Source organism: Roseateles sp. (genome assembly GCF_046300915.1).
Lineage (GTDB): Bacteria > Pseudomonadota > Gammaproteobacteria > Burkholderiales > Burkholderiaceae_C > Kinneretia.
Genome location: NZ_JBKCLH010000025.1, coordinates 1 through 13,338, shown reverse-complemented (window position 1 = coordinate 13,338; position 13,338 = coordinate 1). Strand labels below are relative to the sequence as shown.

Here is a 13,338-nt window from a genome sequence, read left to right as displayed (position 1 = left end):
GGCGGTGCCCTGCACCCCCGAAGGCGCGCCCGCACCACGGAGGCAAGCCACGCGACCCGCACTTGCGCCAAAGCGACCGCCCCGCCAAAACCCCATCACGTCGACAAGCCCGCGCTTCCTAGAGTGCGTGCAGGCCTGTCGCCAGCCCTTCCCCGCCCTGCCCTGACGCAGAGCCCCGCTGCACAGCCGCATCCGCAACTCCGTCAACAAGGCCCACTCACCATGTCACTGCTCCGCATGCCGCGCCGCGCCTCGCCCGCCCGGCTCCTGAAACTGCAAGCCCTGGCCCAGGCTGCCGCCCTGCTCGCGGGCGGCGCCGCGCTGGCGCAGGACAACAAGCTCGAACGCATCGAAGTCACGGGTTCCAGCATCAAGCGCATCGAGGGTGAAACCGCCCTGCCGGTGCAGACGCTCAAGCGCGAGGACATCGACAAAAGCGGCGTGACCACGGCGGCCGAGATTCTGAAGAGCATCAGTGCCAATACCGCGCCGCTGTCCGACGGCATGAGCATCAGCGACGGCACCTCGGGCCAGCGTGGCTTCAACGGCGCCAATCTGCGTGGCATCGGCGTGTCGTCCACCCTGGTGCTGCTCAACGGTCGCCGCCTGGCCAACTTCGCCTCGCCCGGCGACAACGCGGGCGTGGACCTGAACAACATCCCCGCTGGTGCCATCCAGCGCGTGGAAGTGCTCAAGGACGGCGCCTCAGCCATCTACGGCACCGACGCCATCGGCGGCGTGATCAACTTCATCACCCGCAAGGATTACCGCGGCGTGGATCTGGGCGCCTATGTCGCAGGTACCGATGAAGGTGGCGCCGGCAAGCGCACCGCCAGCATCAGCGGCGGCTTTGGTGATCTGGGCCGCGATCGCTTCAATGTCTTCGGCGTGCTCGACGTCCAGCAGCTGGACGCCCTGCGCTCCAGCCAGCGCCAGTTCATCCAGGACCGCCCCCTGGCCAGCAATCTGCCGGCCCTGATGTCCAGCAACACCTATCCGGCCAATATCGACATCAGCAGCAGCCAGCGCAATGCCCTGATCACGGCGGGCGTGCTGCCCGCCGGCGCCACCCGCACCCGCATCAACCCGGCCAACCCGGCCTGCAACACGCTCAACGAGGGCACGGTCTTCGCCGCCACCGGCCCGGGCGGCCCGCTGGCCTGCAGCTACGACTACATGCGCGACACCGAGATCTATCCCGAGTCGCGCAAGATCGGTTTTGTGGGCCGCGCCACCTGGCAGCTCAGCGATGACCACCAGCTCTTCGCCGAGCTGGTGCAGTCCGAGGCGGAGAGCCGCTACGTGCTGAGCCCCAACCCCATTCGCATCCGCAATCTGCCGGTCTCCCTGCTGCCGGCGCCCTATCGCGCCGTACTGGACAAGCCCGGTCTGCCGACCACCTTCAGCGGCATCCGCTATCGCATGGCCGAGGCCGGCAACCGCAGCAATGAGGTGACCAGCAGCGCCAATCGACTGGTGCTGGGCGCCACGGGCACCCTGGCCGCCTGGGACTATGAGCTGGGCCTCTCGCGCGCCGAGAACCGCGCCGTGGACAAGTATGTGAACGGCTATGTGCTCTTCGACAAGTTCGATGCCGCGGTGCGCGACGGCACGATCAACCCCTGGGCCCCCTCCTCGGCCGCAGGCCTGGCGCTGCTGGACAGCATCAAGGTCCATGACGAGGCCCGCAAGAGCAAGGGCGTGAGCACCTCGGTGGATGTCAAGGTCTCGCGCAGTCTGGCCAAGCTGGACGGCGGTGATCTGGCCCTGGCCCTGGGCGGCGAGCTGCGTCGCGAGAACACCAGCTTCACGCCCTCGGAGCTGCTGCGCTCCAACAATATCGCCGGCGACCGCAGCAGCAGCGGCCTGGGCGTGGCCGATCTCAAGCCCACCGACGACAGCCGCGATGTGCGCTCCGTCTTTGCCGAGCTGAACGCGCCGCTGAGCAAGCAGCTGGAGCTGCAGCTGGCCCTGCGTCACGACCACTACAGCGAGGTCGGCGCCACCACCAACCCCAAGCTGGGGCTGCGCTACCAGCCCCTGAGCAATCTGGTGCTGCGCGGCTCGGCCGGCACGGGCTTCCGCGCCCCCTCGCTGGCCGACCTCAAGCGCCCCACCACCTATGGCACGGCCGCCAGCTTCCTGACCGATCCGCAGTGCGTGAAGAGCCAGGGCTCCATCGATCTGTGTACCGACCAGTGGCCGGTGGAGCGCCGCAGCAATCCGGACCTCAAGCCCGAGAAGTCCCAGCAGTTCTCGCTGGGCACGGTGTTCGAGCCCAGCCGTCAGTGGTCTCTCAGCATCGACTACTGGAACATCCAGAAGAAGGATGTGATCTCCACCCTGGGTGAGCAGATCATCATCGACAGCCCGGACAAGTACAACGGCAAGTACATCCAGCGCGACTCCAGCGGCTACATCACCAACATCCTGCTGCAGAAGGAGAACCAGGGCCGCCTCAAGACCTCGGGCATCGATCTGGGCTACGACTGGCGCGGCACGGCCAGCAGCCTGGGCCGCTTCAGCAGCAGCTTCAGCGGCACCTGGGTGCTCAACTACGACCGCCAGTTCGGCCCTCTGGAAGGCTATCGCAGCAATCTGGGCCTGTTCCTGAACGACCAGGTGATCCAGAAGTGGCGTCATCGCATCAGCTTGGGCTGGGATCAAGGCCCCTTCAGCCTGACCCTGGCCAACCAGTACTCGTCCGGCTACACCGACCAGAACACCACCTATGACCCGAGCAGCGACAAGCTCCTGCCCGCGCGCAAGGTCAAGGCCTATTCCCTGTGGGATCTGACCGGCAGCTGGAATGTGAGCAAGCAGCTCAAGCTGCGAGCCGGCCTGCTGAACCTGCTCAACACCGAGCCGCCCTTCTCCAACCAGGCCTACTACTTCCTGGCCGGCTATGACCCGACCTACACGGACCCCCGTGGTCGCAGCGCCTTCGTCAGCCTGAGCTACAGCCTGCGCTGATCGCGGGCCAGTAAAAAACCCCGGCCCTCACGGACCGGGGTTTTTCTCTTTCGGGGCCAGGCCTTGCCTGCTCGTCGATCAGTCCTCGATCAGCCCTCAATCAGACGCCGCAGCCAATCCGGCAGCGGCGCCGAGCGCTGGGCCGGAAAGTCCATCCAGACCGTGGTGGCGCCGCCCGCGGCGTGGATCACACCCGGCTGGTCCACGCGCTCCAAGGTGATCCAGGTGTCAAAGCTGCTGCGCCCGGGGTTGGAGACATAGTGGCGCGCCAGCAGCTCGCCGGGGTACTCCAGCTGCTTGTAGAAGTTGCAGAAGGCGTTGACGATCACCGGGCCCTCGCCGGCCGGATTGGGCGCCGCGCCCAGGGACTCCAGCCAGTCCACGCGCACGATTTCCAGGTAGCGGAAGTAGACCGCGTTGTTGACATGGCCCATCGCGTCCATATCGCCCCAGCGCATGGGGATGCGGGTCTCGTAGACCAGCTTCTTGGCCTCGGGGATCTCGATCTTCACGCCAGCCCCAGCTCGCTGCGGATCTGGGCCAGCTGCGCCTTGACCGTTTCCAGCTCGGCCGCCAGCCGGGCCTGCTCGGCGCGCAGCTGCAGGATCTCGTCGTCGCGCGCGGGTGCTTCGCCCGCTGCTGCGGCCGACAGCCCCTCGGCCGGCTCGCCGCACAGCAGATGGGCCCAGCGGCTCTCGCGCGCACCGGGCGCGCGGGCCAGCTTCAGGGCCAGGGGCGGCTCGCGCTCGGCCAGCTCGGTCAGAAAGGCCTCGACCGAGGAAATGTCGGCGAACCGGTGCAGGCGTTCACTGTTGGCGCGCAGCTCGGCCGCCGTCTGTGGGCCGCGCAGCATCAGGGTGGCCAGCAGGGCCTCGGCCTGCCCCGGCACATTGATGCCGCGGCGGAAGTTGTGCTCATAGCGGTCCACCCGGCTGCCGCTGACGCGGTTCACCAGGCTCATGCCACGCAGCTCGTCCAACGCGCGCAGCACCTCGCTCTCGCTGGCATTCATCACCGGATCGCGCGCGGTCTTCTGGTTGCAGCCCAGGGTCAGGGCATTGACCGAGAGCGGATAGCTGTCCGGCACGGTGAACTGCTTTTCGACCAGCACGGCCAGCACGCGCGCCTCCAGCGCCGTCAATACACGAAGCGACATGGTGCTCAGACTCCGAAGCCGTCGTCGGCCTGGATCACCGCACCATTGATGAAGTGGCTTTCATTGGCGCAGAGCATCAGCAAGGCGGTGTCCAGGTCGCGCGGATGACCGACGCGCTTGCGCGGCAGCAGCTCGACCAGCTTCTTGCCGCCTTCGGTGCTCCAGTGGTGATGGTTGATCTCGGTGTCGATATAGCCGGGACAGATGGCGTTGACGTTGATGCCGTACTTGCCCCATTCCAGCGCCATCGCCCGCGTCATATGGATCACTGCGGCCTTGCTCATCGAATAGACACCGATCTGGCTGAGCACACGCAGGCCGGCCATCGAGGCGATATTGACGATGCGCCCACCGATGAAGGTGCCCGGCGCCGCGCCGCGCGCGCGCGCCAGCATGCGCTTTCCCACTTCCTGCGCGACGAAGAAGGCGCCACGCACATTGGTGTCCATCACGAAGTCGTAGTCGTCGCCGCTGACCTCGGTGAGCTTCTGCGTGGTGCTGACGCCGGAGTTGTTGATCAGGATGTCCAGGGTGCCGACCTCGGTCTCGGCATGGGCCACAGCAGATTTGATGCTGTCCAGATCGGTGACGTCCAGATGCACCACATGAGCGTCGCCCCCCTGGGCCTCGATCTCGGCGCGCAGGGTCTTGAGCCGTTCAGCGCGGCGACCTGCCAGCACCACACAGGCGCCGGCCTGGGCCAAGGTTCGCGCAAACTGTGCGCCCAGACCGCTGGAAGCTCCGGTCACCAGGGCCACGCGGCCCGACAGGTCGATGCTGTAGCTCATGATCTATCGCTTTCTCATCCTCAGACTGCTGAGTGGAAACGATAACATGGGCCACCACGGCGCTTCGCTGGGTCGGCTCGGCCAAGCCCCGTCTTCCCGCCTAGAGGCCAGCACCCAAATCAAAATCGAACGGTCGTGCTATTTTTCTGCACGCATCGGTAGAATGCGGCGCCAAATCGCGGCCCGGCTGGGCGCCCACACAATCGTTGAGACACAAGGAAACACATGAGCTCCGAAGACCTGGTGGCCCAGTACGGCCCGCGCGAAAGCATGGAATACGACGTGGTGGTCGTGGGCGGCGGTCCCGCCGGCCTGGCCACCGCCATCCGCATCAAGCAGCTGGCCGCCGAGAAGGGCCAGGAGATCTCGGTGGTGGTGCTGGAAAAGGGCTCCGAGCCCGGCGCCCACATCCTCTCCGGCGCGGTGATGGACCCGCGGGCCCTGAGCGAGCTCTTCCCCAACTGGAAGGAGCTGGGTGCGCCCCTGCACCAGGCCGTCACCGGTGACGACATCCTCTTCCTCTCCGAGACCGGCGCCACCCGCACGCCGGACGCCCTGGTGCCGCGCAATCTGCACAACGAGGGCTGCTACGTCATCTCCCTGTCCAATGTGGTGAAGTGGCTGGCCCAGCAGGCCGAGAACCTGGGCGTGGAGATCTTCCCGGGCTTTGCCGCGGCCGAGGTGCTCTATGACGAGCAAGGCCGCGTCAAGGGCGTGGCCACCGGCAATATGGGCATCGGCAAGGACGGCCAGCCGCACGAGGGCTTCCAGCTGGGCATGGAGCTGCTGGGCAAGTACACCGTGTTTGCCGAAGGCGCGCGCGGCCATCTGGGCAAGCAGCTGATCGCCAAGTACGACCTGGCCGCCGGCAAGGACCCGCAGAGCTACGCCATCGGCATCAAGGAGCTGTGGGAGATCCCGGCCGAGAAGGCCAAGCCGGGCCTGGTGGTGCACACCGCCGGCTGGCCCATGACGGACGACACCTTCGGCGGCGGCTTCCTCTACCACCTGGAGGGCAACAAGGTCACGCTGGGCTTTGTGATCGGTCTGGACTACCAGAACCCGTACATGAGCCCCTTCGAGGAAATGCAGCGCTGGAAGACGCACCCGTCCATCCGCGCCCATATCGAAGGCGGCAAGCGCATCGGTTACGGCGCGCGCGCCATCAACAACGGCACGCCCCAGGCTCTGCCCAAGACCGTGTTCCCGGGCGGAGCCCTGATCGGCTGCGACGCCGGCTATCTGAATGCCGCGCGCATCAAGGGCAGCCATGCCGCTCTTGAGGGCGGCATGCTTTGCGCCGAGGCCATCGTGCCGGCGCTTGCCGAAGGCCGTGCCCAGGACGAGCTGGCCGCCTACCCGGCCGCCTTTGAGGCCAGCTGGCTGAATGAAGAGCTGCAGCAGACCCGCAACTTCAAGCTCTGGTTCAAGAAGGGCAAGCTGGTGGGCCAGCTGATGACGGGCATCGAGCAATGGCTGCTGCCCAAGCTGGGCGTGCAAAGCCCGCCCTGGACCCTGCATGCCACGCACCCGGACCATGTCTGCCTCAAGCCGGCCGCGGAATGCCAGCCCATCGACTATCCCAAGCCCGATGGCAAGCTCACCTTCGACCGCCTCTCCTCGGTGTTCATCTCCAACACCAACCACGAGGAAAACCAGCCGGCCCACCTGACGCTGAAGAACGCCAGCGTGCCCGTGGCTACCAATCTGGCGCGCTTTGCCGGCCCCGAGGGCCGCTACTGCCCGGCCGGCGTCTATGAGTTCGTCAAGAACGACGACGGCAGCGACCGCCTGCAGATCAATGCCCAGAACTGCGTGCACTGCAAGACCTGCGACATCAAGGACCCGACGCAGAACATCGTGTGGGTCACGCCCGAGGGCGGCGGCGGTCCCAACTACGCCGGCATGTAATCAAGCCCGCCCCTTCCCGCTGCAAGCCCGCCACCTCGGCGGGCTTTTTCATGGAGCCTCCCTCGGGCCCTTACAGGCCCAAGCGCTGCATCCACTGCGCCAGTTCACCCTCACGCGCGGTGCCGGCCTCGTACTGCTCGCGCAGGCGCTGGCGCTCCAGCGCACTGCGGTTCTGACTGAGCTTGGCCTTGAACTCCAAGCTCAAGACCTGCAGGCGCAGACCCACAATGGCCCCGATGCGGCACATACATGAAGAGATGCTCCTCAACAGGTCGGGGCAGGCGCGATTTAACACCTACACGGCAAGCACCCTGGCGCAGAAATGAAAAACGCCGCGCAATTTTCATTGCGCGGCGTTCTCATGTTTTGCTGGCGGAGACGGAGGGATTCGAACCCTCGATGCAGGTTTTGCCCACATACTCCCTTAGCAGGGGAGCACCTTCGGCCACTCGGTCACGTCTCCAGCAGAGCCTCGCATTCTATATCAAGATTTTGAGGCCCCAAGCAAAAATCGCTGAGTTTTTTCAGGCGGCCTGATCCTGGTCCAGATCAAAAGCCTTGTGCAGGGCGCGCACGGCCAGCTCCATGTACTTCTCGTCGATCACGACCGAGGTCTTGATCTCGCTGGTGGAGATCATCTGGATATTGATGCCCTCTTCGCTGAGCGCGCGGAACATCTTGGAGGCCACGCCGACATGCGAGCGCATGCCGATGCCCACGATGGAGACCTTGCAGATGCGCTGGTCGCCCAGCACCTTGGCGGCCTGCACGGCTGGGCCCACGGTCTTCTCCAGCAGCTCGATGGCGCGCGCATAGTCGTTGCGGTGCACGGTGAAGCTGAAGTCGGTCTTGCCGTCCTGCGAGACGTTCTGGATGATCACGTCCACATCGATATTGGCCTCGGCCACCGGGCCCAGGATCTGGAACGCGATGCCCGGCTTGTCCGGCACGCCCAGCAGGGTCACCTTGGCTTCGTCACGGTTGAAGGCGATGCCCGACACGACGGCTTGTTCCATTTTTTCGTCCTCTTCAAAACTGATCAGGGTGCCGGACTTGGCTTCCTCGTTGATATCGATGTCCCAGGGCGTGAAGCTGGACAGCACGCGCAGCGGCACGCGGTACTTGCCCGCGAACTCCACCGAGCGGATCTGCAGGATCTTGGAGCCGAGCGAAGCCATCTCCAGCATCTCTTCGAAGCTGATGGTGTGCAGGCGGCGTGCCTCGGGCACGATGCGCGGATCCGTGGTGTAGACACCATCCACATCGGTGTAGATCAGGCACTCGTCGGCCTTCATCGCCGCGGCGATCGCCACGGCCGAGGTGTCTGAGCCGCCACGGCCCAGCGTAGTGATGTTCTGCTCCTCGTCCACGCCCTGGAAGCCGGCGATCACCACCACCCGGCCCGCGCTCAGGTCGGCGCGCACCTTGGCGTCATCGATGCTTTCGATGCGCGCCTTGGTGTGCGAGGAATCGGTTTGCACGGGCACCTGCCAGCCGGTGTAGCTGACCGCCTCCAGACCTTCGGCCTGGAGCGCGATAGCCAGCAGGCCCACCGAGACCTGCTCGCCGGTGGCGGCAATCATGTCCAGTTCACGCATCAGCTCGGGCGTGCTCCCGCCGGCCGGCGACAGCTCTTTGGCCAGGCCCAGCAGACGGTTGGTTTCGCCGCTCATGGCCGAGGGCACGACCACCATCTGATGCCCGGCACGCGCCCATTTGGCGACACGCTTGGCGACGTTGCGGATACGGTCGGTCGATCCCATCGAGGTGCCGCCGTACTTGTGAACTATCAAGGCCATGGGGAGTCTTCAACGCGGGAGTCGGGGCCCGGAATCGGGCAGTTTGCGCCGCTTTTCGCAGCCCAAGATTCTAGCTGCCGCGCTGCAGCAAAACTGACATGGACGTTACAGAGCGGGCACAGAATCGGCCTGCCAGCGCAGCTTCAGCCCCGGCGCACCGGCTTCGGCCCTAGCGCGGGCATCCGCCCCCAGGCCCGGCACCCAGAGCAGGCGATCGCCCGCAAAGAGCAGCGGACCGCTGCGCTGCCAGGCCGGTACGGCCGCAGCCTGAAAGCACTTCTTGAGACTGCGGGGCACGCCCCGCGGCTGGGACTGGAACTGCTCACCGCCCTGGCGCGACCGCGCCAGCACAGCACGCAGCAGCGAAGCGGGTAAGGCGGCCTCGCCCTCCTCCGCCTGCTCCACCCACCAGCCCCCGCCGGCCGCCGGCAAAGCGTGAAAGCCGGGGCGGCTGAGGTCGAGCGGGCCGAATTCGCCTTGAAGTTCGCGCGGGGCTGAGGCCCCCAGGGCGAGCCGCTCCCGGTAGAGCCGCAGCTCGCCCGCCCCGCAAGGCCAGGCACCCACGCGACGCCCCGGCAGCTCGGCCAGCAGACGCTGCACCAGGCTGGCCGGCGCGGCTTGGCCCAGAGCCTGATGCAACCAGGCCCGCAAGGCATTGCTGGCTCGCGCAGGTGAAAGCCCGAGCAGCCCCGCCACATCCAGACCCTGGTCCGAGCACAGCGGGGGCAGGTCTTGCGCCACCAGCTCGCGCTGCAGCTCCAGTGCCTGCTGGGCCCATTGGGCGGACTGGCTCAGCGCAGCCTCGGCCCCGGGAAAGGCGGCACTCAGACCCGGCCAGACCTGCAGACGCAGGCGGTTGCGGGCGTAGCGCGCGTCGGCGTTGCTGTCGTCGTCAATAAAGCTCAGTCCCTGCTCGGCCAGATAGGCCTCGACAGCCTCGCGCGGCTGATCCAGCCAGGGGCGAGCCCAGACCAGGCCGTGCTCGCGCGTCTGGCGAGCCGGCATGGCCGCCAGGCCCGCCGCGCCGGCGCCGCGCAGGGCCTGCAGCAGCCAGGTCTCGGCCTGGTCGCGGCGATGCTGGGCCAGCAGGAGCAGACTGGCCCCGCCCTGCACGGCCATCTCGCCGAGCGCCTGGTAGCGTCCCTCGCGAGCCCAGGCCTCGACGCTCTGGCCGGCGGCGGGTGCCCCGGCAAGACGACGAAATTGGAAGTTCAGTGGCAGGCCCTGGGCGGCCCAGAGCTGGCATTGCGATTCGCAATGCGCCAGCCAGGCATCGGCATTGGCGCTCAGGCCGTGGTGCACATGCAGGGCGAGCACATGCAGGCCCAGGGCTTGGGCCTGACGCGCGCTCAGATGCAGCAGGGCGGTGGAATCGCGGCCGCCGCTGTAGGCGACGGCAAAGACGCCGGCATGAGGCGCCGGCGTGTCGGGCAACACCGGCGAATCAGCGGCTCTTGGTGTCCGAGAAGCGGCCATAGGCCTGCAGGCGCTCGTAGCGGCGCTCCAGCAGTTCCTTGGGCTTGAGATCGCTGACCTGGCGTAGCGCGTCATTGAGCGCGCGCTTCAGGTAGGAGGCCATGGCCTTCTGGTCGCGATGGGCGCCGCCCACCGGCTCGTTGACGATCTTGTCCACCAGGCCCATGGCCTTGAGGCGGTGGGCGGTGATGCCCAGGGCCTCGGCGGCCTCGGCGGCGCGCTCGCTGGTCTTCCACAGGATGGAGGCACAGCCTTCCGGCGAGATCACCGAGTAAGCCGAGAACTGCAGCATCAGCACCTGGTCGGCCACGCCGATGGCCAGGGCACCGCCGGAGCCGCCCTCGCCGATGACGGTGGCGATGATGGGCACTTCCAGCTGGGCCATCTCGAAGATATTGCGGCCGATGGCCTCGGACTGACCGCGCTCCTCGGCACCGATGCCGGGGTAGGCACCCATGGTGTCGATGAAGGTGAAGACCGGCAGGCCGAACTTCTCGGCCAGCTTGAGCAGGCGCAGGGCCTTGCGATAGCCCTCGGGGCGCGGCATGCCGAAGTTGCGCAGGGTGCGCTCTTTGGCATCGGCACCGCGCTGGTGGCCGATCACCATGCAAGCCTGACCGTTGAAGCGGGCCAGACCGCCGACGATGGCGGCGTCATCCGCGTAATGGCGATCGCCGTGCAGTTCCTGGAACTCGGTGAAGACCTCGGCGCAATAGTCCAGGGTCTGGGGACGCTGCGGGTGGCGGGCGATCTGATAGACCTGCCACGGCGCCACATTGGCGTAGATGTCCTTGGTGAGCTGCTGGCTCTTCTTGGAGAGGCGGTCGATCTCTTCCGAGATGTCGACGGCCGACTCGCTCTGCACATAGCGCAGCTCTTCGATCTTGGTTTCGAGCTCGGCAATAGGCTGCTCGAATTCGAGGAAATGTTTCTTGCTCATCAGTCGTCCTGACAGAGGGTCTTACCGCGCGGGGCCCGGGGGGTCCGGCTCCGCCGGTCCTGCAAGCCCGCCCCCTTGTAGGAGGCCGGCGCAGCCGGTAGGGATAGGCTAATACTCCACGGGCAGCGGATCGAGGCTGCGCCAAATGTACCACGTGGCCACCGAGCGATAGGGGGCCCAGGCTTCGCCCAGCTCCCGGGCCTCGGCCCGCGAAACCGGCTCGCCGGAGAAGTATTGATCGCTGATGCCCTTGATCAGGCCCACATCATCCAGCGGCAGCACATTGGGCCGCATCAGATGGAAGATCAGGAACATCTCGGCCGTCCAGCGACCGATGCCACGGATGGCAACCAGCTCGTCAATGATGGCTTCGTCGTCCATCTGCGTCCATTGGCGCACATGAACCTGCCCATCCTCGAAATGCTGTGCAAGGTCACGCAGATAGTCCACCTTGCGCAGCGGCAGACCCACGGCACGCAAGGCCTCGGGCGCACAGGCCAGCAGGGCCGCGGGCTGAACCCGGGTCGACGGGCCAGGCAGCAGGGCCACAAACTTCGCCCAGATCGATTGGGCAGACTTGACCGAAATCTGCTGACCCACGATGGAGCGCGCCAGGGTGGTGAAGGCATCGCCACGCGCCTGCAGCCGAGCCTCGCCGAACTGGGGGATCAGCTTCTTCATGACGCGGTCGCGCTTGGCCAGATGGCGGCACGCCTCGTCCCAGTAGTCCGGGGTCACCCCCGCTGCAGCGCGCCCCACCTCAGGCCTTCACCCAGGTGGTGCCCTGCGCCGTGTCCTTCAGCACAATGCCCTCGGCCAGCAACTCCTGGCGGATGCGATCGGCCTCGGCAAAGTCGCGCGCGGCCTTGGCTGCGGCGCGAGCCTCGATACGGAGCTGGATGCTGTCCTCATCCGCCCCGCTGCCGCCCTGCAAATACTGGCGCGGCGCCAGCTGCAGGACGCCCAGGCAGGCGCCCAGGCTCTTGAGCAGGCGGGCCTCGACCAGGGAGCGGCTGCGGTTGATCTCGCTGGCCAGCTCGAAGAGCGAGGCCAGGGCGGCCGGCACATTGAAGTCGTCGTCCATCGCGGCCTTGAAGGCCGCGGCCTGGGGATGGGTCCAGTCGATGGCACCCGCCTCCACCTCGCCCACCGCGTCCAGCGCGGTGTAGAGGCGGCGCAGGGCGCCACGGGCATCTTCCAGATGCGCGTCGCTGAAATTGAAGGGGCTGCGGTAGTGCGTGCGCAGCATGAAGTAGCGCAAGGTCTCGCCGTCGAATTTCTTCAGCACATCCTGGATGGTGAAGAAATTGCCCAGGCTCTTGGACATCTTCTCGTTGTCGACGTTCAGGAAGCCGTTGTGCACCCAGAAGTTGACAAAGGGCTGGCCCAGCGCGCCCTCACTCTGAGCAATCTCGTTCTCATGGTGCGGGAACTGCAAGTCCATGCCGCCACCGTGGATGTCGAAGCGCTCGCCCAGCAGGGCGCAGCTCATGGCCGAGCACTCGATGTGCCAGCCCGGACGGCCGGGGCCGAACTCGCTGGCGTACTTGGCATCCTCGGGCTCACTCGGCTTGGCGGCCTTCCAGAGCACGAAGTCCAGCGGATCCAGCTTGCCGTCGTCCACGGCCACGCGCTCGCCGGCACGCAGGTCGTCCAGCGACTTGCCCGAGAGCTTGCCGTAGCCGGGGAACTTGCGTACTGCGTAGTTCACATCGCCATTGCTGGCGCGGTAGGCCAGGCCCTTGCCTTCCAGCGTGCCGATCATCTGCAGCATCTGGGGCACGTACTCGGTGGCGCGCGGCTCATGCGTGGGGCGCTCCACACCCAGGGCGCCGATGTCGCGGTGCATGGCGGCAATCATCTCGTCGGTGAGCTCGCGGATGCTGATGCCGCGCTCCACGGCGCGCTTGATGATCTTGTCGTCGATGTCCGTGATGTTGCGGACATAGGTGACGCGGTAGCCCGAGGCCTTGAGCCAGCGCTGCACCACATCGAAAGCCATCATCATCCGCGCATGCCCCACATGACACAGGTCGTAGATGGTCATGCCGCAGACATACATGCGGACATGGCCAGGCTCGATGGGGGCAAAGGGCTCGACCGCTCGGGTCAGCGTGTTGTAGATGCGCAGGGTGGAGGACATGAGGTGATGATGCCAGCTTCTGCCCTGGCGGATCAGGCGGCTGAACCCGCAGACGGGCCCGAGGGCACAGCAAGCGGGCCCGGTCGGGCAGTGGATACGGGCAGGCAGGCCGGGCTGCGGCCCCGTAGAATCAGCCCGCCAGTATACCGGCT

General features: G+C 66.5%; 11 protein-coding genes and 1 tRNA gene. 2 read left to right on the top strand and 10 right to left on the bottom strand.

Translation table 11 applies throughout. The features are described from left to right. Window positions 1-222 precede the first annotated feature (222 nt). Window positions 223-2,973: a TonB-dependent receptor gene (locus ACK5F2_RS01430; protein WP_409862249.1), complete on the top strand. Its 2,751-nt coding sequence runs from the start codon at window positions 223-225 to the stop codon at window positions 2,971-2,973. Window positions 2,974-3,062: 89 nt separating this feature from the next. Here ACK5F2_RS01430 and ACK5F2_RS01425 read toward each other — a convergent pair whose 3' ends face one another. Genes ACK5F2_RS01425 through ACK5F2_RS01415 form a run of 3 tightly spaced genes read right to left on the bottom strand, consistent with a single transcriptional unit; the run spans window position 3,063 to window position 4,917 of the window. Then, window positions 3,063-3,485 (bottom strand): acyl-CoA thioesterase, encoded by a 423-nt coding sequence (locus tag ACK5F2_RS01425; protein ID WP_409862247.1) that lies wholly within the window; start codon window positions 3,483-3,485, stop codon window positions 3,063-3,065. Then, window positions 3,482-4,129, bottom strand: a complete 648-nt coding sequence (locus tag ACK5F2_RS01420; protein WP_409846055.1) for a YceH family protein — start codon at window positions 4,127-4,129, stop codon at window positions 3,482-3,484. Before ACK5F2_RS01420 ends, ACK5F2_RS01425 begins: the two co-directional genes overlap by 4 nt. Window positions 4,130-4,134: 5 nt before the next feature. Beyond that, window positions 4,135-4,917 carry an SDR family oxidoreductase gene (locus tag ACK5F2_RS01415; protein WP_409862246.1) on the bottom strand — a complete coding sequence of 261 codons (783 nt, stop codon included), beginning with the start codon at window positions 4,915-4,917 and terminating at the stop codon, window positions 4,135-4,137. A 225-nt stretch (window positions 4,918-5,142) separates the two neighbouring features. Here ACK5F2_RS01415 and ACK5F2_RS01410 point away from each other — a divergent pair, with 225 nt between their 5' ends. Continuing rightward, window positions 5,143-6,828: an electron transfer flavoprotein-ubiquinone oxidoreductase gene (locus tag ACK5F2_RS01410; protein ID WP_409862245.1), complete on the top strand. Its 1,686-nt coding sequence runs from the start codon at window positions 5,143-5,145 to the stop codon at window positions 6,826-6,828. A 70-nt stretch (window positions 6,829-6,898) separates the two neighbouring features. Here the strand turns inward: ACK5F2_RS01410 and ACK5F2_RS01405 are convergent, their stop codons facing one another. From ACK5F2_RS01405 to cysS, 7 genes are all read right to left on the bottom strand, one after another. Next, window positions 6,899-7,075 (bottom strand): hypothetical protein, encoded by a 177-nt coding sequence (locus ACK5F2_RS01405; protein ID WP_409862243.1) that lies wholly within the window; start codon window positions 7,073-7,075, stop codon window positions 6,899-6,901. A 123-nt stretch (window positions 7,076-7,198) separates the two neighbouring features. Next, a tRNA-Ser gene (locus ACK5F2_RS01400) sits at window positions 7,199-7,291 on the bottom strand. Between the two features lie 61 nt (window positions 7,292-7,352). Then, window positions 7,353-8,627 (bottom strand): aspartate kinase, encoded by a 1,275-nt coding sequence (locus ACK5F2_RS01395; protein ID WP_409862241.1) that lies wholly within the window; start codon window positions 8,625-8,627, stop codon window positions 7,353-7,355. Between the two features lie 105 nt (window positions 8,628-8,732). Beyond that, window positions 8,733-10,064 (bottom strand): tRNA lysidine(34) synthetase TilS, encoded by a 1,332-nt coding sequence (gene tilS, locus ACK5F2_RS01390; RefSeq protein ID WP_409862239.1) that lies wholly within the window; start codon window positions 10,062-10,064, stop codon window positions 8,733-8,735. A gap of 7 nt (window positions 10,065-10,071) precedes the next feature. Then, complete coding sequence (locus ACK5F2_RS01385; protein ID WP_133602633.1) at window positions 10,072-11,043, bottom strand: acetyl-CoA carboxylase carboxyltransferase subunit alpha; 972 nt, start codon at window positions 11,041-11,043, stop codon at window positions 10,072-10,074. Between the two features lie 108 nt (window positions 11,044-11,151). After that, the gene (locus ACK5F2_RS01380; protein WP_246030710.1) at window positions 11,152-11,802 is read right to left on the bottom strand and encodes a DNA-3-methyladenine glycosylase family protein; all 651 of its coding nucleotides are present in this window, start codon (window positions 11,800-11,802) and stop codon (window positions 11,152-11,154) included. Between the two features lies 1 nt (window position 11,803). Next, window positions 11,804-13,186 (bottom strand): cysteine--tRNA ligase, encoded by a 1,383-nt coding sequence (gene cysS, locus ACK5F2_RS01375; RefSeq protein WP_409862237.1) that lies wholly within the window; start codon window positions 13,184-13,186, stop codon window positions 11,804-11,806. Between the last annotated feature and the right edge of the window lie 152 nt (window positions 13,187-13,338).